17 protein-coding genes are annotated in these 21,207 nt (G+C 69.1%); 10 read left to right on the forward strand and 7 right to left on the reverse strand.

The features are described from left to right. The first annotated feature begins 8 nt into the window (after positions 1 to 8). Positions 9 to 1,304, forward strand: coding sequence for a PTS transporter subunit EIIC (locus AB0I81_RS27265; protein ID WP_360661918.1), 1,296 nt, complete (start codon positions 9 to 11; stop codon positions 1,302 to 1,304). A 232-nt stretch (positions 1,305 to 1,536) separates the two neighbouring features. After that, complete coding sequence (locus AB0I81_RS27270) at positions 1,537 to 1,959, forward strand: Rv3235 family protein (protein WP_360661921.1); 423 nt, start codon at positions 1,537 to 1,539, stop codon at positions 1,957 to 1,959. Positions 1,960 to 2,265: 306 nt separating this feature from the next. Here AB0I81_RS27270 and secA read toward each other — a convergent pair whose 3' ends face one another. Continuing rightward, positions 2,266 to 5,088: a preprotein translocase subunit SecA gene (gene secA / locus AB0I81_RS27275; RefSeq protein ID WP_360661925.1), complete on the reverse strand. Its 2,823-nt coding sequence runs from the start codon at positions 5,086 to 5,088 to the stop codon at positions 2,266 to 2,268. A 222-nt stretch (positions 5,089 to 5,310) separates the two neighbouring features. Here secA and AB0I81_RS27280 point away from each other — a divergent pair, with 222 nt between their 5' ends. The 3 genes from AB0I81_RS27280 (at position 5,311) to AB0I81_RS27290 (ending at position 7,898) form a co-directional block, all read left to right on the forward strand. Next, complete coding sequence (locus AB0I81_RS27280) at positions 5,311 to 5,571, forward strand: HGxxPAAW family protein (protein ID WP_360661927.1); 261 nt, start codon at positions 5,311 to 5,313, stop codon at positions 5,569 to 5,571. Positions 5,572 to 6,065: 494 nt separating this feature from the next. After that, positions 6,066 to 7,262: a crosslink repair DNA glycosylase YcaQ family protein gene (locus tag AB0I81_RS27285; protein WP_360661930.1), complete on the forward strand. Its 1,197-nt coding sequence runs from the start codon at positions 6,066 to 6,068 to the stop codon at positions 7,260 to 7,262. Positions 7,263 to 7,289: 27 nt separating this feature from the next. Continuing rightward, positions 7,290 to 7,898: a Uma2 family endonuclease gene (locus tag AB0I81_RS27290; protein WP_360661933.1), complete on the forward strand. Its 609-nt coding sequence runs from the start codon at positions 7,290 to 7,292 to the stop codon at positions 7,896 to 7,898. 251 nt (positions 7,899 to 8,149) lie between these two features. Here AB0I81_RS27290 and AB0I81_RS27295 read toward each other — a convergent pair whose 3' ends face one another. The 6 genes from AB0I81_RS27295 to mtrA form a co-directional block, all read right to left on the reverse strand. After that, a complete protein-coding gene (locus AB0I81_RS27295) occupies positions 8,150 to 8,797 on the reverse strand; it encodes a response regulator transcription factor (RefSeq protein WP_206067986.1) in 648 nt (215 codons plus the stop codon). A 238-nt stretch (positions 8,798 to 9,035) separates the two neighbouring features. After that, a complete protein-coding gene (gene raiA / locus AB0I81_RS27300) occupies positions 9,036 to 9,704 on the reverse strand; it encodes a ribosome-associated translation inhibitor RaiA (RefSeq protein WP_360661936.1) in 669 nt (222 codons plus the stop codon). A 627-nt stretch (positions 9,705 to 10,331) separates the two neighbouring features. Then, on the reverse strand, positions 10,332 to 11,060 hold the full coding sequence (locus AB0I81_RS27305; RefSeq protein WP_360661938.1) for a phosphoribosyltransferase family protein: 729 nt from the start codon (positions 11,058 to 11,060) through the stop codon (positions 10,332 to 10,334). A 14-nt stretch (positions 11,061 to 11,074) separates the two neighbouring features. Beyond that, positions 11,075 to 12,820, reverse strand: a complete 1,746-nt coding sequence (locus AB0I81_RS27310; RefSeq protein ID WP_360661941.1) for an LpqB family beta-propeller domain-containing protein — start codon at positions 12,818 to 12,820, stop codon at positions 11,075 to 11,077. Then, positions 12,807 to 14,579, reverse strand: coding sequence for an MtrAB system histidine kinase MtrB (gene mtrB / locus AB0I81_RS27315; RefSeq protein ID WP_360661943.1), 1,773 nt, complete (start codon positions 14,577 to 14,579; stop codon positions 12,807 to 12,809). Before mtrB ends, AB0I81_RS27310 begins: the two co-directional genes overlap by 14 nt. A gap of 17 nt (positions 14,580 to 14,596) precedes the next feature. Further along, positions 14,597 to 15,274, reverse strand: coding sequence for an MtrAB system response regulator MtrA (mtrA, locus tag AB0I81_RS27320; protein ID WP_106236674.1), 678 nt, complete (start codon positions 15,272 to 15,274; stop codon positions 14,597 to 14,599). A gap of 268 nt (positions 15,275 to 15,542) precedes the next feature. On the opposite strand from mtrA, the gene AB0I81_RS27325 reads away from it, so the two are divergent. From AB0I81_RS27325 to AB0I81_RS27345, 5 genes are all read left to right on the forward strand, one after another. Continuing rightward, complete coding sequence (locus tag AB0I81_RS27325) at positions 15,543 to 16,811, forward strand: glycerophosphoryl diester phosphodiesterase membrane domain-containing protein (RefSeq protein ID WP_360661947.1); 1,269 nt, start codon at positions 15,543 to 15,545, stop codon at positions 16,809 to 16,811. Further along, positions 16,808 to 17,479 (forward strand): DUF4129 domain-containing protein, encoded by a 672-nt coding sequence (locus AB0I81_RS27330; protein WP_360661949.1) that lies wholly within the window; start codon positions 16,808 to 16,810, stop codon positions 17,477 to 17,479. The genes AB0I81_RS27325 and AB0I81_RS27330 overlap by 4 nt, the downstream gene beginning before the upstream one ends. Next, positions 17,476 to 18,672, forward strand: coding sequence for a DUF4350 domain-containing protein (locus tag AB0I81_RS27335; protein WP_360661952.1), 1,197 nt, complete (start codon positions 17,476 to 17,478; stop codon positions 18,670 to 18,672). Before AB0I81_RS27330 ends, AB0I81_RS27335 begins: the two co-directional genes overlap by 4 nt. Further along, a complete protein-coding gene (locus AB0I81_RS27340) occupies positions 18,659 to 19,642 on the forward strand; it encodes a MoxR family ATPase (RefSeq protein WP_360661955.1) in 984 nt (327 codons plus the stop codon). Before AB0I81_RS27335 ends, AB0I81_RS27340 begins: the two co-directional genes overlap by 14 nt. A gap of 139 nt (positions 19,643 to 19,781) precedes the next feature. Beyond that, positions 19,782 to 21,155: a DUF58 domain-containing protein gene (locus tag AB0I81_RS27345; protein WP_360661958.1), complete on the forward strand. Its 1,374-nt coding sequence runs from the start codon at positions 19,782 to 19,784 to the stop codon at positions 21,153 to 21,155. The last annotated feature ends 52 nt before the right edge of the window (positions 21,156 to 21,207 follow it).

Genomic DNA, 21,207 nt, shown 5'->3' on the forward strand with positions numbered 1-21,207 from the left:
CCTCCCGGGTGCCATCCCAGCCCCAGCCCCAGCCCCAGCCGCTGTCCCGGCTGTCATCGGCCTTCGCCGTGTTGCAACGCATCGGCCGTTCGCTCATGATGCCCATCGCGGTGCTCCCCGCCGCCGGCCTGCTGTTCCGCTTCGGTCAGGACGACCTGCTCGGCGCGGACGGCCTGGGCGGCACCCTGCCCTGGCTCCTCCCGGTGGCCAGAGTGATGGCGGCGGCCGGCGGCGCTCTCTTCGATCACCTGCCGCTCCTGTTCGCGCTGGGCGTGGCGATCGGCTTCGCGCGCAAGGCCGACGGCTCCACGGCGCTCGCGGCGCTGGTCGGCTACCTGGTCTTCGACCGCGTGACCAGGACCCTCTTCTTCGAGGCAGGCCACGGCGCCGTACACGACAAGGTCACCCTGACCCTCCCGAACGGCGTCCCCGCCCTCGACCTGGGTGCCCAGAACCCCACGGGCGTCCTGGGCGGCATCGTCATCGGCATCACGGCCGCCCTCCTCTGGCAACGCTTCCACCGCGTCAAACTGCCGTCCTGGCTGGCCTTCTTCGGCGGCCGGCGCTCGGTCCCGATCATCACCGCCGTCGCCGCCCTGGTGCTGGGCGTGCTCTTCGGCCTCCTCTGGCGCCCGATCGGCGACTGGCTGACGGTGGTGGGCGACTGGCTCTCGGCCCACGGCACGGCCGGTACGGGCATCTACGGCGTGGTCAACCGCCTCCTCATCCCCATCGGCCTGCACCACTTCCTGAACACCATCGTCTGGTTCACGCTTCCGGAGTGCCACGCGGGCGTGGACGGCGCGACCCGCACCGCGGCGGGCGACCTGAACTGCTATTTCGCGGGTGAGCAGGGCGCGGGCATCTTCATGACCGGTTTCTTCCCCGTCATGATGTTCGGCCTGCTGGGCGCCGCGATCGCCATGTGGCGGGCCGCCCCGCCCGAGCGCCGCCACGCGGTGGGCGGCATCCTGCTCTCGGCGGGCCTGACGGCGTTCATCACGGGCATCACGGAGCCGCTGGAGTTCGCCTTCATCTTCGTGGCCCCCGTCCTCTTCGTCGCCCACGCGCTCCTCACGGGCCTGTCGATGGCCCTCATGGCCGAACTCGGCGCCCGTCTGGGCTTCACGTTCTCGGGCGGCGCCATCGACCTGCTGCTGAACGCCGGCAAGTCCAACACGCACGGCCTGGGGGTGATCATCCTGTTCGGCCTGGCGTACCTGCTGCTCTACTACGCCTTGTTCACCCTGCTGATCCGCTGGCTCGACCTCCCCACCCCGGGCCGCGAATCCGTACCCACCTAAAGGGGGGTTTCGCCAAGACCGAAATGGTTTGGGGCTTCCGCATGCCCGCCGCCCAGGCCCGAAACGCTCCGGCACCCCCACGAAGAGGGAATCCAACTTACGACGATCTTCATTGCAAAAAGGGCATAGCTATCCGCGCGCCACGGAAGTTGGCGCGGTCTGTACTCCTGAGCCGAGCCGAAAACTCCTTATACCGAATCTTTCTTCCAGCGAAGACCTTTGAAGGAGCACGATGGCCCCGGTAACCCGCCTCAATGTCGTCCCGGTCCCCGAGGAGCCCACCGGCCCGCAGACCCACGGCGCCCTGGCACTCGCCCCACACCCCCTGGTGTGGGGACCGCCAGGCGCCCTGCCGAACGAGCGCACGCTACGACACCTGGCCCAGGCCCTGGCCGAGGTGCTCACCGGCCGCCGCCCGCCGGAGAGTGTGGCGGACCGGCTCAGCGACCGCGCCTATCGGGAGCTGGCGAAAGCGGGCCAGATGATCCACGCGAGCCGCCCGCCGTTCGTGCGCAGCGTACACAGGAAGGAGCCCCGCGACGGCGCCATCGAAATGTGCGCCCTCGTGGTCTGCGGCGACCGCAACCACGTCCTGGCCGTACGACTGGAACGGCGGGGACTCCAATGGGTGTGCACCGATTTCGAAACGGCGTAACGAACACACCGGCGTGCCGGAGGACAGCGGACGCCTGGCTGAGGATCCCGCCAGGCGTCCGCACGGGTGGGGCCAGGTCCAGCTGATCATCACCGGGGTAGTTGCGGCTTGCCCTCGGCCGATCTCATTGCCCTGGTCCCAGGTCAGCGAGCGCCGGAGATTGCTCGGTCGGCACCCAGTCAGCGATGTAGACCGCAGATGGCGCGACACGCAAGAAGGGGCGCCGCCGGTCGTCTGACCGACGGCGCCCCTAGGGTCTTTCAAAACCTCGGGCCTCACCCCGGAAGGGGGAGGCGGCCCGAAGGGTCAGGCCGCGTGCTTCGGGTCCCCGTGGCAGCGCTTGTACTTCTTTCCCGAGCCACACGGGCAGGGCGCGTTGCGCTCCACGTTGCCGTACGCGGCCCGCTCGGCCGACGTCGTACGGACCTTCGTGTGCTCGACCTCGCCCTGCTCGCCGGGCGCGGAGTATTCCAGCTCGGCCGGCCGCTCGGGGCCGCGCAGGCCACGCGCGATGATCGAACGGGTCTCCGCGATCGCCGCGTCCTCTTCCTCGACGATCGGGTTCTCCTGCACCTCCACCTCAAGGTTGAACAGGAACCCGACGGAGTCCTCCTTGATGCCTTCCAGCATCGCGGCGAACATCTCGTAGCCCTCGCGGGCGTACTCGATCTTGGGGTCCTTCTGCGCGTAGGCCCGCATGCCGATGCCCTCGCGCAGGTAGTCCATCTCGTAGAGGTGCTCGCGCCACTTACGGTCGAGGACGGAGAGGATCACGCGGCGCTCCAGGTCGCGCATGGTCTCCGCGCCGAACTCCTCCTCGCGCCGGTCGTAGGCGGCCAGCGCGTCGGCCTTGATCTTCTCGCTGATCAGCTCGGCGCTCAGCTCCTCGCGGCCACCGGCCTCCTCGACGACGTCCTCAGCCGTGACCGAGACCGGGTAGAGCTCCCCGAACGCCTTCCACAACTTGTCGAGGTCCCACTCCTCGGCGAACCCCTCGGCGGTGGCGCCCTGGACGTAGCCGTCGATCACTTCGCCGACGAAGCCGCGCACCTGCTCGTGCAGGTCGGCGCCCTCCAGCACGCGGTGGCGCTCAGCGTAGATGACCTTACGCTGGCGGTCCATCACCTCGTCGTACTTCAGAACGTCCTTACGGATCTCGAAGTTCTGCTGCTCGACCTGGTGCTGGGCGGAGGCGATGGCCTTGGAGACGATGCCGGACTCGATCGGCTGGTCGTCCGGGATCTGCAGCCGCTCCATGATCATCTGGACCCTGGCGGAGTTGAACAGGCGCATCAGGTCGTCGCCGAGCGACAGGTAGAAGCGCGACTCGCCGGGATCGCCCTGACGGCCGGAGCGACCGCGGAGCTGGTTGTCGATGCGGCGCGACTCGTGCCGCTCGGTGCCCAGGACGTAGAGGCCGCCGAGCGAGGTGACCTCGTCGTGCTCGGCCTTGACCGCCGCCTTGGCCTTCTCCAGCGCCTCGGGGTAGGCCTTCTCGTACTCCTCCGGCGTCTCGACCGGGTCGAGGCCGCGCTGACGCAGCTCCAGGTCGGCGCGGAACTCGGAGTTGCCGCCGAGCATGATGTCGGTGCCTCGACCGGCCATGTTGGTGGCGACCGTGACGGCGCCCTTGCGGCCCGCCTCGGCGATGATCGACGCCTCACGCGCGTGGTTCTTGGCGTTGAGCACCTCGTGCTGCACGCCGCGCCGCTTGAGCGCCTTGGACAGGCGCTCCGACTTCGCCACCGAGGTGGTGCCGACGAGCACCGGCTGACCGGCCTCGGAGCGCTCCTTGATGTCCTCGACCACCGCGTCGAACTTGGCGTCCTCGGTCTTGTAGACCACGTCGGCCTGATCCTTGCGGATCATGGGCCGGTTGGTGGGGATGGGGACGACGCCCAGCTTGTACGTCTGGTGGAACTCGTTCGCCTCCGTGGCCGCGGTGCCGGTCATCCCGGCGAGCTTGCCGTACAGGCGGAAGTAGTTCTGCAGCGTGACCGTGGCGAGAGTCTGGTTCTCGTCCTTGATCTTCACGCTCTCCTTGGCCTCGATGGCCTGGTGCATGCCGTCGTTGTAGCGGCGGCCGTGCAGGATGCGACCGGTGAACTCGTCGACGATCAGGACCTCGCCCTCGGCGACGATGTAGTCCTTCTCGCGCTTGAAGTGTTCCTTGGCCTTGAGCGCGTTGTTGAGGTAGCCGATCAGGTGGGTGTGCTCGCTGTCGTACAGGTTGACGATGCCGAGCTCATCCTCGACCCGCTGGACGCCGCGCTCGGTCACGCCGACGGTGCGCCGCTTGGGGTCGAACTCGTAGTCGAACTTGAGGCGCTGATCCTCCGCCCACTTCTCGCCGTCGGGGCCCTTGAGCAGCTCCGGCCGGATCTCCACGCCGCGGAGCCGCATGGCGATCTTGGCCATCGCGCCGAACCACTGCGAGTTCTGGTTGGTCGGACCGGAGATGATCAGCGGCGTCCGCGCCTCGTCGATGAGGATCGAGTCCACCTCGTCGACGATCGCGAAGTTGTGGTCCCGCTGCACGCACTCCTCGAGCGACCACGCCATGTTGTCGCGCAGGTAGTCGAAGCCGAACTCGTTGTTCGTGCCGTAGGTGATGTCCGCCTGGTACTGCTTGCGGCGCTCCTCGGGGTCCTGGCCGGAGATGATGCAGCCGACCTCCAGCCCGAGGAAGCGGTGGATGCGGCCCATGGTCTCGGCGTCACGCTTGGCCAGATAGTCGTTGACCGTGATGACGTGGACGCCCTTGCCCGAGATGGCGTTGAGGTAGGACGGCAGCGTACACGTCAGCGTCTTGCCCTCCCCGGTCTTCATCTCGGAGATGTTGCCCATGTGAAGGTTGGCGCCACCCATGATCTGCACGTCGTAGGGTCGCTGGCCGAGCACGCGGCGAGCCGCCTCGCGCACGGTCGCGAACGCCTCGGGAAGCAGATCGTCGAGGGTTTCACCGTCCGTATGGCGCTGCTTGAATTCGTCCGTCAGCGCACGCAACTCCGCGTCGGACAGGCTCGTGAAGTCGTCCTCGATGGAGTTGACCTGGTCTGCGATCCGCTTGAGCTTGCGCAGGATCTTGCCTTCGCCGGCACGTAGGATCTTGTCGAGAATGGCTGCCACTTTATGTAAAGCTCCTCGCAGGTCTTCCCCGGCGGCGCCGCCAGGAGGAGAGGCCGAGACAAACTTCCCCGTTGCCATCGTAGGCGGTTCTGCAACCAGACACAGCCACCGTGGCGACGAGGGCGCGGAACCCGTCTGGGAGGATGGGTCAAGGCAGAGGGTATGCCGGTGTAGAGCCGGCTCGCACCATTAGCGCGATAACCGGCATAGGAAGGATGAGCCATGGTTGAGGGGAAGAAGTCGGAACATACGGAGAATCTCGGCAGCCACGGCGGTCGGGCCTCATCGTGGCTCGCGGTGACGGTGATGATCGTGGGCACCATCGTGGCCGGCTTCGGGATGACGGCCGCCAACTGGACGCTCGTCTGGATCGGCGCCGGAGTCTTCGTCGTCGGCGGTGTCCTCGCCCTGGTCTTCGACATCCTCACCGACGTCGTGATCGACGCGCCGCGCGTGGGCATGCGCGCGGAAGACCACCGCTGAAGCAGGCCGCACCGGCGGGCGCCCAACCCATGGCCGCCCGCCGTTCCCCTTCCCGCTCCTACCGCTCCCACCTCGCCCCTTCCAACCTCCTGGACCTTCCCGTCCGGCTCGGCCTCCAGAACACCTGAGCGGCGGCGTTCGTGCCTCCATACCGCCACCCAAGAGCACCTGAGCACGCGGTCCGCGCTTCTACACCGCCATCAACGAACGCCCGACCCCTTCCAGTTCCTGACCCGCCGCCTCTTCCTGAGCCGCGCCCTCCTCAAAAGCCGCACTCTCCACATGAGCCGCGCCCTCCTCAGAAGCCGCGCCCTGTGCATAAGCCAAGCCCTGTGCATAAGCCAAGCCCTGTGCCGAGCCGCCCCTGTTTCTGAGCCAGGCCCTGTTTCTGAGCTCTCTGAGCCCTTCGACTCGGGCGTGACCAGGCAGTCGTCCGATTCTGTCGGTGGCCACCACTAGATTGCTCGCATGCATCGCCGTACGGAGCCACGGGCATGACCGCCGCGACCGACCTGACCGCCGACGAGGCGCGCCGCATCGTCCTGCGCTCGCAGGGTTTCATCGGCGCCGACGCGCGCAAGGGCGGCGTTCACGCCATGCTGCGCAGGCTGGGAGCCGTACAGCTCGACACGATCTCGGTGCTGGCCCGCTCGCACGAGCTGGTCTCCTACGCCCGCCTGGGCGCGGTGGGCCGCCCCAAGGTCGAGCGCGCCTACTGGCACGACCCGGCCCAGAGCTTCGAGTACTGGTGCCACGCCGCCTGCATCCTGCCCATCGAGCACTGGCCGCTCTACTCCTTCCGCCGCCGGGCCTTCCGCAACAGGCGCTACCGCTGGCACGAGGTCCCCGACGGCGTGGAGAAGCTGCTCGACCAGGTCCGTGAGTCGGGCCCGCTGACGACCTCCGACGTGGGCGGCGCCAAGAACGGCGGCCCGTGGTGGGACTGGTCCGATTCCAAGATCGGCCTGGAGTGGCTGCTCGACATCGGGGAGCTGGTGTGCAGCCGCCGCGTCGGCTGGCGCCGCGTCTACGACCTGGCCGAACGCGTGGTCCCCGGCGACCTCCTGGCCGACGACCTGTCCGACGAGGAATGCGTCACCCGGCTCGCGACCGTCGCGGGCCGTTCCCTGGGCGTGGCCAACCGCACCGACCTCATCGACTTCCTGCGCCTCAAGGGCCACTACGCGGCGATCCTCGACGAGGTCCTGCTCAGCGGCGCGGCCGGCCTGGTCCCCGTGACCGTGACGGGCTGGCCGGGCAAGAAGGGCGTGGGCAACGCCTGGGCGGACCCGGCGGCCCTGGCGTCGGAGCCACGCGGCCGCCACCGTACGACATTGGTGTCGCCGTTCGACTCTCTCATCTGGCACCGGGAGCGCACGAAGCGCGTGTTCGACTTCACGTACACGCTGGAGCTCTACGTCCCCAAGCACAAGCGCGTGCACGGCTATTTCACGATGCCGGTACTGGCCGGGGGCCGGCTGATCGGCCGCGTCGACCCGGCCCGCGAAGGCTCCACCCTGGTAGCCAGGCAGCTCAGCCTGGAGCCCGGCCTCTCACCCGCCAAGTGGGCCGGCGCATTAAGCGACGCCCTGTGGTCGGCGGCCGAGTGGGTCGGCTGCGACACCATACGCGTCGAACGCGCCGACCCCCCGGAACTCCTCCCGATCCTGAACGCGGCCAGTAGGGTTTAAGCACCCGTCTCGAGTCTGGAAAGTGCCATGTCCGAGGTTTTCGACTGGGTGCACAAGGCGGAGCTACAGCCTGAGCCGATCACCGTGGACATCTGGAAGCAGCTTCCCGAGGAGTTCTGTCGTCAGGTCGAGGTGGTCGGCGGGCAGGCCGTACGGTGCGAGCCACCCTCCAGGCTGCACCAGACAATGGCTCGGCGGCTGACCAACATGCTGGAGAGCGCCGCCCGGCGCCACACCGCTCGGACACAGGAATCTCTTGAGGCCAACTCGGACTTCGACGTGGTCTTGTGGGAGCTGCCACGCACGCATATCCGACGGCCGGACGCCGCCCTGTTCCGATGCGCGCCAGAGGACGAAAAGCCCCTGCCCGCGCATCTGGTTCTGCTCGCCGTCGAGGTCCTCTCCGGCAACCTCCGCGTGGACACCGTGGACAAATGCGCCGAATACGCCGCAGCCGGGATCCCGTGGTACTGGATCGTCAGCTTGGACGATCAGGGCGTTTCCAGCATAGAGATCCTCGCGCTGGACCACGGAATCGGTGGCTATCGGCGTGTCTGCCTGCTGGAACCGGGAGCCGTGACGCGAGCCGAAGGACCGATCCTGGTCCGTCTCGACTGGGATCAGCTCCGCTCCTGAGCGCCAAAGGCCAACCTCTTCTGAGCGCGCCCCCGCGGCCAACCTCAGCGTAAGCAGCTTGTGGCCCCCTGGCCGCTGCGGCTCGTGCGTGCGCCGTACAGACGTGCCCCCTGGCCGCTTCAGGTTCGTGGCGGCGCTGTACGCACCTCGCTCCTGGCTGCTCCAGGCTCGTGGCGGCGCCGTGCACACACTCGCCCCTGGCCGCTCCCCCTACCGAGCGCTGCGCGGTGCGCTCGTGAGAGAACGGTTCGTCAGGTGATCTCCAGCATGCGTTCCCGCACCGCGTAGACCACCGCTTCCATCCGCGAGTGCAGTTGCAGCTTGTCGAGGATGTTGCGTACGTGGTTCTTCACGGTGTTCTCGGAGATGAACAGCTGCTTGGCGATCTCCCGGTTGTTCATGCCCTTGGCGACCAGCCTGAGGACCTCCATCTCCCGGTCGGTGAGACGGGGGACGGGGAGCTGGGGCGGCCGTTCGGCCTCCTTGCGGCTCATGTTGGCGAACTCGCTGATGAGCTTGGCCGCCATTGCCGGGTTGATTAACGACTGGCCCTCGTGCACACCGCGCACCGCGGCGGGCACATCGTTGATCTGTACGTCCTTGAGCAGGTAGCCGGTGGCTCCCGCCTTGATGGCCTCGAAGAGGTCTTCTTCCTCGTCGCTCACCGTCAGCATGATGATGCGGGTGCTCGGGACGGAGGCCTTGATGCCCTTCGTCGCCTCGATCCCGTCCTGCCGGGGCATGCGCACATCCATGAGTGCGACGTCAGGCATGAGGCGATCGGCCAGTTCGACCGCCTCCTGCCCGTCGCTCGCCTCACCGACCACCTCGATGTCGGGCTCGGCAGCCAGCGCCAACGCCAGGCTCCGCCTGATCAGCTCATGATCGTCGACGATCATGACGCGGATCGGCTCGCTCGCCTGCACGTGGGCCTCGCCAGACTCGGTCACCAGGCCTCCTCGATCCGCCTCGCGACGCTCCGTCTCGCACCTGCCTTCGCCTCGCTTCGCTCGCTCATCTCTGCCTGACTGAGCTCGCTCACGTCTCCTCCTCGTCGGGGGGCCAGAGCCGTTGAACCGCCATGATGGCATGTACCCGCGGTTCTCGGGGTGGTCGAGAAGATCTTTTAGCGCGCGATCAGGGCTCTATGAGCCGCAACACGCCGTAGTTGTAGCCTCGTCTGTTGTAAACGACGCACGGCTGGCCGCTCTCCTTGTCACGGAACAGGTAGAAGTCGTGTCCGACCAGCTCCATTTCGAGCAGGGCCTGGTCGATGGTCATGGGTTCGGCTCGGTGGAACTTCTCCCGGACGATGAGCGGGCCATCGCCGTCCATCTCGATCGGGACGATGTCGTCGTACTGCTTGTCGTGCTTCTCCCGCAGTTCGTCCTCATCGGCCTCGGCCTGTTTGGGGACGGTCGGCTGCGTGCGCGGCGCGAGGTCGGCCGCGTCGGGAAGGGTTGCGGTGATCTCCGCCACCGAGGGCGGGGCATGGTTGCCGTGATGCACCTTGCGCCGGTCGGACAGTCGCCTGAGGCGGCCTTCCAGCTTGTCGAGGGCCATGTCGAGGGCTGCGAATCGGTCGTCGGCCGAGGCCTCGGCGCGAATGGCCGGTCCTCGCGAGTGAATGGTGAGCTCGACGCGCTCCGCCTGATCGGCGAGGCGCGGGTTGCGTTCCTTCGACACCTCCACATCGACTCGAATGAGCTTGTTGTCCAGACGTTCGATCCTGGCCAGCTTGGTCGTCACGTGGTCTCGGAACCGGTCACTCACTCCTGTGTGCCGGCCTTTGACGATGATGTCCATGCAACAGCCCCCCTTCGGTCTAACGACTGAGCACGAGCGCCCGACAATGTGCACGTCGGACGGGGCCTACTGGCTGCCTTTCTGTCACGGTTACCCACTTCCGACTCGGCGTCACCGGGAACTCGGAAGGCACCCGCCCGGCCGACCTGGTCTTCGACCCCACATCCGCCTGCTGAGGATTTCGCAGCTCTGTTGCCACTACTGCCCTTCTCTCCTGACGGGGGACATCTGGACCCCCGGGAAGGCAGGACTTACCCCTAAGCCGCACCGTGATCGGTCGACAAAGAGTCGCCTTACGTGGACCGTTTTGCCTGCGGCTGGCATCGGCTAGCAGAGCCGGGAACCCCGACCCTGCGCAACCACGGACCCGAACGGGTGCCATGTAGGAACGCTATCCGCATCCAGCAGGAATGTCAGCCGGAGGATCCGCCCGTTGATCACCGTCCGTGATCGACACAAGCGCGGTAAGCGCCTTCCGTTGCCCCATTTAACCGATCGGCAACCCTTATGAGCCGGGGGCTCCCATCCGCTGAGCAGCACCACCACAAAACGGGGGGAAGTGACATGTGACCTCAAGGTAAGGGATGCGATTTGGATCTTTCTTTACTCACCGTCACCGCCACGAATTCAAGATCTTCGGCGTGTCGCGCCGACGGTGACCGCGAGCGGCACGGCCAGCCCCTCCGACCTAAGCGCCCTGACAGCCTCGGCGAGGGTGGCGCCGGTCGTGACAATGTCGTCCACGAGCAGCACGTAGGCCGCTGGAGGGCTTTTCGCGGTGGGTATGACCTGGAGTGACCCCTTTAGGTTCAAACCTCTCTCAGAGCAACTCAGGCCCGCCTGGTCCGCCACCCGTCCGACCTGTCGCAGCCCGGCCCACGCCTCAGCCCCGAAACCGAGCGCCCGCAGCCGGCCGGTCGCCAGCACCGCCAGCCTGCCGACCGGATCGTGGCCCCGCGCCCGCAGGCTCCGCCGCCCACTGGGCACCGGCACCACCGCGAACCTCCCGCTCGCCCAGCCCTCCGCGTTTCCGACGGCCGCCAGCACCGTACGGGTGACGGCCTCCGCCAGCACGGCCGCCAACGCCGCGATGCCCCGCTCCTTGTAGGCCACGATCGTCTTGCGCACCGAACCCTCGTAGGGGGCCGCCGACCAGCAGTCGGGCAGGCCGGGCGGGGCCGGTGCGGGGATGCGCCTGGCCGGGGAGGCGGTCAGGACGGCGAAGCAGCGCGGGCAGCACGACGCCCCCTTGGCGCCGCAGCCCGCACAGGACGGGGGAAGGACCAGGTCCAGTACGGCGCTGAGCATGCGGCCCAGCCTGCCGGACGCCACCGACAGTTCCGCCCCACCGGCCACTCCCCCTTACGGGTTCAGCCCAGGGGGAACATTGGTGGGCCCGCGTCCGATTCGATCTTCGGGGTCCAGTTCTGCTGGTCCTGGTTCAGTTCCATGATCTTGGTGCCCTTGTCCACCTTGGCCTCGGCCAGTACCCGCTCACCCAGCGCGGCCACCGACTTGAGCAGGTTCTTCAACGGCACCGTGGTCGTCTGCCCGTCCCCCACGTTGATCTCGTTGAGTATCTGCCCGGCCCTGCCCTCCACGAGCACGAGCAACCGCTCGTCGTCCCGCCAGGCGATGTCGATGATCTCGTCGCCCACCTCGGTCGTGGTCAGCGCCTGGAAGTTCCCCAGCGTCCGGCCGGCGCCCTCACCGGTCAGCGCGCCGATCTGCACGGTGTTCTCCCCGGTGCCGGTGATCACCGCCACCCGGACCCCGTCCCTGGCGATCCGCAACCGGGTCACGTCCAGCCCGTCCAGTTCGGGCGACTTGACCACCTCGGCGTTCTTCTTGGCGGCGGGGTCGTACCGCAGCAGCACGGAGTTCTTGGTGTCGTAGGTCCATAGGGACCCGTCCAGATGCCAGGTGGGGGCCGTCAGGCCGGCGCCGTGGATGACCTCCTGCCAGCGCGCATCCTGTGTGACTCCCACCACCGAGATCCCGGTCGAGGTCTTGGCGGCGATGTACGGGGTCGCCCCCGGGGAGACGGCGAAATCGGAGTACCCGTCGCGCGGCTCCCCCGCCGCGCCCGCCACGGCGCCCCCGGGACCGTCCTTGCCCAGGTAGTGCACCGCTCCCTTGCTGATGTAGTACGGCGTGTCGCCGCCCTCGTCGAGCCAGTTGTCATCGGAGGCGGGCCGGTCGATGGAGTATTTCGCCCCGTCCACATGGATCTCGATGACGCGGCCCTTGGCGATCTCGTTCCTGTTGAGGCTGTTCCTGATCTGGGTCCTGAGCGCGGCCTCGGTGCTCAGGTCGTCGAAGTCGAGCGACCCGGAGAGGTTGATCACCACGCTCTCCTCGCCCGAGACGATCGACTCGATCTTCGTGTCGTCGGGGAAGCCCGAGGCGACCGCGCCCCGCAGGGCCTCGGTGGGCGGTTCGAGCAGCCGCTTGAGCACGGTCTGCGCGAACGTCTCCGTGGTCTTCAGCCGCAGCCACACGCGATCGACCACCGGCCTGTTCTGCGCGTTGCGGTTGAGGAAGTACAGGTTCGTCGGCCGGTACGCGCGCTTCACGTCGGCATCGGTGAGCAGCAGCCCGGGAGGCAGGCTGTTGACGAGATAACCCCCGTGCGGGTTCTTGACCAGCTCGTACGGCTCGTCCCACCCCCCGGCCGTGGGCCGGTAGGAGTCGTCCTCGTTGATCCGCGCCACCCACCGCCCCTTGAGGGTGGCCCTGATCGAGGTCTCCGAGCCGTCACGCGGCGGCGGCAGCACGACCTCGAACGCGTTCTCGATCACCGGCACGGGCCCCGCCGCGTTCCACTTCTGCCGCGCCTGCGGGGTCAGGTACTTCTGCAGCACCGACGGATCCTCCGCGTAGGCGGCCATGGCGGCCTGCAGACCCCTGAGCGTCTCCTCGGGACCCCACTCGGGCTGCGGGCCGATGGCGATCATGCGCTGGAACGGCTTGGTCAGGGGATCGCCGCTGCCCTCGTCGTCCACCGCGTAGGGACCGCTCACCTGGATGACGGTGCAGCCGGAGCTCGCCAGCGCCACGGCGGCCACGATCGCGGCCACGGCGCCGAGCCGCGCGACAGCTCTAGTCCTCCTCATAGTCCGCCCCATAGTCCACGCCGTCATAACCAGCTCCGTCTCCGGAGGCCGGCAGCAGCACGGGCGTCATGGCACGCCACGTACGGCGCATCTCGATCTCGGGCGGCACCAGCGACAGCGGCGAACCCTTCAGATCGGCGCCGGCCGTCCTGGGCAGCGTGAGCCTGAACTGGGAGCCTTCGCCTGGCTGCCCCCACGCCTGCAGCCAGCCGCCGTGCAGCGAGGCGTCCTCGCGGGAGATGGCCAGCCCGAGCCCGGTGCCGCCGATGGTCCTGGCCCGTGAGGGGTCGGCCCGCCAGAACCGGTCGAAGACCATGGTGTCCTCCCCGTTCTTGAGCCCGATCCCGTGGTCGCGTACGGCGACGGCCACCGCGTCCCTGTCGGCGCCCACGGTGACCACGATGTCCCTGCCCTCTCCGTGCTCGATCGCGTTGAACAGCAGGTTGCGCAGGATCCGCTCGACCCGCCGGTTGTCGATCTCGGCCATGCAGGGCTCGTTGGGCAGCCTGAGCTCGAAACGGGTGGCCTGCCGCTCGGCCAGCGCCTCGGAGTCGCCGATGGCGCGCAACACGACGTCGCGGACGTCCACGGGTTCGAGGTCGAGCGTGGCGGCGCCGGCGTCGTAGCGGCTGATCTCCAGCAGGTCGGCCAGCATCGACTCGAACCGTTCGAGCTGGGCCTGCATGAGCTCGGCCGAGCGGGCGGCCATCGGCTCGAAGTCCTCGCGGGCGTCGTACAGCAGGTCGGCGGCCATGCGCACGGTCGTCAGCGGCGTGCGCAACTCGTGCGAGACGTCGGAGACGAACTGCCGCTGGACCTGCGAGAGCTCCTCCAGCTGGTGGATCTTGAGCGCCAGGTTGACGGCCATCTCGTTGAACGAGTTCGCCAGCCGGGCCAGGTCGTCCTCGCCGCGCACCCTGAGCCGCTCGTCGAGGTTGCCCGACGCCAGCCGCTCGGCCGCCTGCCGCGCCAGCCGTACGGGGGTGACGACCTGGCGGGCGACCAGGTACGCGATGGCGGCCAGCAACATCACCAGCCCGAGTCCCACCACCACGATGGCCAGCCGGACGTTGTAGAGCAGTTCCTCTTCCTCGTCGAAGGGGAAGAAGTGATAGACCTCGTAGTTCTGGCCGTTGGTCGGCAGGTTCACGATGCCGCCGACCACGTACTTCAGTGTGGCCTGGCCCTCGCCGGGGAACTGGATCGGCTGGATGGCTCCGACGGGCTTGTCGTAGTCGTACTCGCGGACGCTGCGTTCCAGGTTCGACCTGAGCTGCTTGGGCACGTTGGCCGGCACCACGCTGCCCGACGCCCGCGACTGGCCGGGTGTCTTCAGGTTGAGCACCAGCACTTCGTAGCGCTTCCTGGAGCCGTTCTCGCCCGAGCCGGTGATGGTGTCCATGACCTCGTCGAGCACGTTGCCCGAGCTCTGCTCGCGGCCGTCGGCTGCCTTGGCGGGGTCGTCGGTCTCGGGGGTCAGCGCGTCGGCGATCTGCAGCCGGTCGGCGGCGGCCTCGCTGGCGTTCGAGCGCCGGCTGCTGTCCACGACCGACCTGTTGATCTCACCGAACAGGAACGTGCCCAGCACCACCACCACGATCACCGAGATCACCAGCGTGCTGGTGACCACCTGGAGCTGCAGCGAGCGCCGCCACACGCGGCGCGTCCTGCCCGCCGCACGACGAAGCCGCCGGCGGACGCCGCCGAGAATCTGGCGCAGCGTCCGTCTGCGGAATCTCTTCTTCTTCGTCGGGGGCATGGCGGGGCGGACGGGCGTCAGGCGGGGCCGGCTTTGTAGCCCACTCCGCGAACGGTGACGACGATCTCCGGGTGCTCGGGATCCTTCTCGATCTTGGCCCTGAGCCGCTGCACGTGCACGTTGACCAGCCGCGTGTCGGCCGCGTGCCGGTAGCCCCATACCTGCTCCAGCAGGACCTCGCGGGTGAAGACCTGGCGCGGCTTGCGGGCCAGCGCGACCAGCAGGTCGAACTCCAGCGGCGTGAGGTTGATGGTCTCCTCACCGCGCTTGACCGAGTGTCCCGCCACGTCGATGGTGATGTCACCGATCTGCAGGATCTCGGGGGTCGGCTCATCGGTACGGCGCAGCCGCGCCCGCACCCTGGCCACCAGTTCCTTCGGCTTGAACGGCTTGACGATGTAGTCGTCCGCACCCGACTCCAGCCCGAGCACGATGTCGATCGTGTCGCTCTTGGCCGTGAGCATGACGATGGGGACCCCCGACTCAGCCCTGATCCTGCGCGCGACGTCGATGCCGTCTGCTCCAGGCAGCATCAGGTCGAGCAGCACCAGGTCCGGGCGTGTATCCCGGAACGCGTCGAGGGCCTTGTCGCCGTCGGAGACAAATGACGGTTCGAAGCCTTCCCCTCGCAACACGATCCCCAGCATCTCGGCGAGAGCGGCGTCGTCGTCGACGACCAGCACGCGACCTTTCATGGCCCCTCATTCGTTCTACGCATTGTGGGACATACCCGCACGATCGCTGAAGGTTACCCTTGGTCGGCCCATGAGTGTGACTTGAGCCCTACAAAAGGCGAATTTTAGGTCCACCCCCGCGACGCAATCTCAGTCTGCGGTAACAGAGCGACTTTCGGCCATCCCTGGACGCGAACCTCGCCCCGATTCATCCGTGAATGCGGGCAAGATGCCACCGCGAATCCACTCGGCGACACCAATGCCCCGCTCAGCATGCCAGGATTGGGATATGTCAGACGGTCACGGTCCCACGCCCGAGACGCCATCGCCCGAGACGCCATCAGGCTGGTCGGCCGAACAGCCCCCGCCCTACAGCGCCCCGCAGGCCTCCCCGTGGACCGCGCCTGGCTCGCAGCAGCAGGTGCCCTACGGACAGCAGCCTCCGCCCCAGCAACCTCCGCAACCGCCCTACGGGCCCAAGGCCCAGCAACCATATCCGCCTTATCCAGGACAACAGCCCGGATACGGTTACGGTCCGCCTCCGCCGGCGCTCCGGCCGGGCATAATCCCGCTGCGCCCACTCGGCCTCGGCGACATTCTGGACGGCACGATCAAGCTGATCCGGTCCAACCCCAAATCGGTGCTCGGCCTGTCGGCCGTGACCGCCCTGCTCGCCGCCATCCCCCTGGCCGTGGGCCAGACCTTCCTGCTCCAATCCTCCGCCGCCCTCTACACCGACCCGGCCTCCGCCGGCACCGAACTCACCAGCCTGTACGGCATCCTCGGCCAGTACGGCGGCAGCCTGATCTCCGCCGCGATCCAGTTCGTCGTCGTCACCCTGCTGACCGGCGTGCTGACCCGCATACTCGGCCGGGCCGTCTTCGGCGGCAACCTCGGCGCGGGCGAGGCCTGGCGACTCGTCAAGGGCCGGTCCCCGGCGCTGTTCGGCGTGGTGGCGCTGATGTCGGCCATCATGCTGGTGCCGGTGGTCCTCTACGTGCTGCTCATGGTGGTGATCGCGACGAACATCACCGCAGGGGACCTCGGCTGGGTCCTCGGGCTGACGTTCCTGTTCATCATCGCCTACATCGCCTACTACCTGTTCTTCAAGACCCGATTCGCCTTCGCCCCGGCGGCCGTGGTCCTGGAGGGACGCGGCCCGATCGACGCCATGCGCCGCTCCTGGAACCTGGTGACCGGCGACTTCTGGCGGGTGCTCGGCATCCTGCTGCTCACCATGATCCTCGTCGGCCTGGTCGGGGGCATCCTGACCGTGCCGTTCACGCTCGTGGGCACGGCACTCGGCATGTTCGGGCCGAGCTCAGCGGGCATGATGGTCGTGGTGGCCGTGCTGATCGCGATCGGCGCCACGCTGGGCGCGATGATCACCTACCCGTTCGAGGCCGGCGTCGCCGGTCTGCTGTACGCCGACCGCCGCATGCGCAGTGAGGCCTTCGACCTCGTGTTGCAGACCGCGGCCATCGAGCAGCAGCGCCAGGGCTGGGTGCACTCCTCGGCCGACGACCTCTGGGACCCGTCCAACTCGGCCAGGTCGTGAGCCCGGTCGACAGGGCGGAGGGCGCGGGCAAGGCCGCGGAAGAGCTCCTCAATCCCGCCTACGAGAAGGAACCGCTGGTCGACCTGATCTACCGGCGGATCATGCAGTTCCTCGGCGACCTCATGGACGCCGGCACCGGGGGCGGCTCGGCGGGCGGGATCATCGCGGCCATCGTGATCACGCTGATTCTTCTCGGGGTGGTCGCGCTGATCGCGTGGCGGCTGCGCAGGACCTCCCGCGACAGGGCGATGGCCCCGGGCACGCTGTTCGGGAAGCAGGCGATGTCCGCGGCCGAGCACCGGCAGGCCGCCGTACGGCTGGCCGCGGAGGGGCAGTGGACGCAGGCCATCCAGGAGCGGCTCCGGGCCATCGCGCGTGACCTGGAGGAACGAGCGCTGGTGGACGGCATGCCCGGACGCACGGCGCACGAACTGGCGGCCGAGGCGGCGGTGGCGCTGCCCGCGTTCGCCGATGAGCTGGTGGCCGCCGCCCGGTCGTTCGACGACGTGACGTACGGCGGGGTGATGGGGACGCGGCAGGCTTACGAGACGATGGCCTCCCTCGACGAGCGCCTGCGCCAGGCGCGCCCGATCCCGCTCACCACCCCTGCGGGCGGAGGTCCTGCCGGCGGAGGTTTTGCGGGCGGAGTCGGCGGGGTGGGGTCATGAGCGTCGTCACGCCCGCGGAGGCCGGGCTCGAAGAGTCGCGTCCGACCTCCCCCACCGCCCGCACCATCTGGCGCTCCGGCCGGATGATCGTGCTGATGGGCGTCGCCCTCGTGCTCATCGGCCTCCTGGTCGTCATGCTGCGGCCCGCTCAGGGTCCGGAGCGCTATCTCGACCCCGACGACACCTCCCTGTCCGGCTCCAAGGCGATCGCCGAACTCCTGCGCGACCGCGGCGTCACCGTCAAGCGGACCGACTCCGCCGAGGCCGCCGCCGCCAACGCCAACGCCGCCGCGGGCGACCACCTGCTGCTGATCACGGACACCACGTACCAGGACAGGGACGCCCTGGCCGAGATCCCCGGCGACCGCCTGATCGTCGGCGTTCCGTCCATGGTGCTGCACGACCTCGCCCCCGAGGCCCGGGCCGCCCCGGTGCCGGCCCGCACGCGCTCCCGCGAGCCCTCGTGCGGGTTGCCCGCCGCCACCGCCGCGGGAAGCGCGTTCATGGGCGGCGCCGCGCTGCGCGGCCCGTCGGGCACGACCGGCTGCTATCCGGTGGGCCGCGACGGGCACGCGCTGATCACCTACTCGCACGCGGGCGGCGTCACCACGGTGGTCGGCGCCGGCGACTTCCTGACCAACCAGCGCCTGGCCGAGGACGGCAACGCGGCGCTCGCGCTCAACCTCGTCGGCACCGGCAGGACCGTCACCTGGCTGGTACGCCCGCAGGATCCGCCGCCCCTGATCAACCCGGGCGACGCGGGCCTGTCCATGCACGACCTGATGCCCGGCAGCATCCGCTGGGGCATCTACATGGCGATCATCGCCCTGGCCGTCACCGCGTTCTGGCGCGGCAGGCGGCTGGGGCCGGTGGTGACGGAGAAGCTGCCAGTCATCGTCAGGGCCTCGGAGACCGTCGAAGGGCGCGGCCGGCTCTACCGGGCTAGACGCGCCAGGGACCGCGCGGCCGGCTCGCTGCGCGCGGGCACGATCGACCGGCTCACGCCGCGGCTGGGGCTCGACTCGGGCGCGGGGCAACACGAGGTCGTCGCGGCGATCGCGGCCCGTACGGGAGAGAATCCGCAGGCGGTCGGCACCGCACTGTACGGCCCGCCGCCGGCGGATGACGCGGGGCTCGTCGGGCTGGCCGGATATCTGGACTTGATGGAGAGGCAGATCAGTGAACTTCGATGAGAGCTACCGCGTGACGACGAACGCGGGCGACTCGGCCAGAGAGGCGCTGGGCGCGCTGCGCGCCGAGGTGTCCAAGGCCGTGGTCGGGCAGGACGCGGTGGTGACGGGGATGGTCATCGCGCTGTTGTGCCGGGGGCACGTGCTGCTCGAAGGCGTGCCTGGCGTGGCCAAGACGTTGATGGTCCGTACGCTGTCGGCGGCGCTGTCGCTGGACTTCAAGCGGGTGCAGTTCACGCCCGACCTGATGCCGGGCGACGTGACCGGGTCGTTGATCTATGACACGAAGACCGCGCAGTTCGAGTTCCGCGAGGGACCGGTCTTCACGAACCTGCTGCTCGCCGACGAGATCAACCGCACCCCGCCGAAGACGCAGGCGGCGCTGCTGGAGGCGATGGAGGAGCGGCAGGTCAGCGTGGAGGGTACGGCCAGGGAGCTGCCCGACCCGTTCGTGGTGTGCGCGACGCAGAACCCCGTCGAGTACGAGGGCACCTATCAGCTTCCCGAGGCCCAGCTCGACCGCTTCCAGCTCAAACTGACCGTGCCGCTGCCGCCGCGCGACCAGGAGATCTCGGTGCTCGACCGGCACGCGCGCGGCTTCGACCCGCGTGACCTGTCGGAGATCAAGGCCGTCGCCTCGGCCGCGGACCTGGCGGCGGGGCGGGAAGCGGTCGCGCAGGTGCACGTGGCGCCCGAGGTGCTCGGATACATCGTGGACGTGGCCCGTGCCACCAGGAACTCCCCCTCGCTGCAGCTCGGCGTCTCCCCGCGTGGCGCGACGGCGCTGCTGGCCGCCTCGCGGGCGTGGGCGTGGTTGTCGGGGCGGCAGTACGTCACGCCCGACGACGTGAAGGCGCTGGCCAGGCCCGCGCTGCGGCACCGCGTCCAGCTCCGGCCCGAGGCCGAGCTGGAAGGGGCGACCGCGGACGGCCTGCTCGACGGCATCCTGGCCTCCGTCCAGGTCCCGCGCTGATGGCTCTTACGGGACGCGCCGGGATCGCGGCGATTGCTCTCGCAGGACGTGCCGGCGTCGCGGCGATTGCTCTCGCGGGACGTGCCGGCGTCACGGGGAAGGCTCTTGCAGGACCTGCCGGGATCGCGGTGATGCGCTGATGGCTCTTACGGGACGTGCCGGGCTGGTCGCGGCGATCGGGATCGTGGTGGTGTTGTTCGCGCCGCAGCCCGGGCCCGCGCTGGCCGGGGTCTGCCTGCTGCTGGCCGCCGGGATCGTGGTGGACCTGACCGTCGCCGGTTCCGTGCGGCCGCTGCGCTTTCACCGGTCCGGTGACACGCTGGTCCGGCTCGGCCAGGCCGCCGAGGTGGAGCTGGTGGTGGAGAACCCGGGCGGCAGGCGCGTACGCGGCCTGCTGAGGGACGCCTGGCCGCCCTCCGCGGGCATACACCCGCGGGTGGCCAAGCTGGACGTGCCCGCCGGGGAGCGACGCAAGCTCGTCGTCCTGCTCACCCCGACCAGGCGCGGCGACCGCTCCTCCGTGGCGATCACGGTCCGCTCGGTCGGCCCGCTGGGCCTGGCCGCCCGCCAGGGCAGCCACCGTTCGCCGTGGACGGTACGCGTGTTGCCGCCGTTCCTGTCGCGCAAACACCTGCCCTCCAGGCTGGCCAGGCTCCGCGAGCTCGACGGCCAGCATCCGGCGCTGGTGCGCGGGCAGGGCACCGAGTTCGACTCGTTGCGCGAGTACGTGGTGGGCGACGACGTGCGTTCCATCGACTGGCGGGCCACGGCGCGCCGCCACGACGTGGTCGTACGCACCTGGCGTCCGGAACGCGACCGCCGCGTGCTGATCGTGCTGGACACCGGCCGCACCTCGGCGGGCCGGGTGGGCGCCGCGCCGATCCATCTGGCCGGTGAGCAGGCGGGCGGCGGCGGCCTCCTGGTACGCCCCGACTCCCGTCCGGCGCCCGGCTGGCCGCGCCTGGACTGGTCGATGGACGCCGCGCTGCTGCTGGCCGCGCTGGCCGCCAGGGCGGGCGACCAGGTGGACTTCCTGGCCTACGACCGGGCCGTACGCGCCTGGGTGGGCGGGGCGTCGCGGACCGAGCTGCTGTCGTCGCTGGTCAACGTGATGGCGCCGATCGAGGCCGAGCTGATCGAGGCCGACGCGCAGGGCATGGCCGCCGCCATCCTCGCGCGGGCCAAGCGGCGCTGCCTGGTCGTGCTGCTCACGGACCTGAACTCGGCCGCCATGGACGAGGGCCTGATGCCGGTGCTGCCGCAGCTCTCCTCGCGGCACCTGGTGCTGGTGGCCGGGGTGTCCGACCCGGCGGTGGCGGCCATGGCGGGTCGCCGGGGCACGGCCGAGGAGGTGTACGACGCGGCGGCGGCCGAGCAGGCACAGCTCGGGCGCAGGCGGATCACGGCCAGGCTGCGGCGGCACGGGGTGGAGGTGGTGGACGCGTCACCGGAGAACATCGCACCGGCGCTGGCGGACGCGTACCTGGCGCTGAAGGCCGCAGGACGCCTCTAGACGGACCGCTCTGGACGGGCGGCTCGTCAGGCAGCCAGTGCGCGAGGCCGGC

The organism is Nonomuraea sp. NPDC050404, from assembly GCF_040655495.1.
GTDB lineage: Bacteria > Actinomycetota > Actinomycetes > Streptosporangiales > Streptosporangiaceae > Nonomuraea.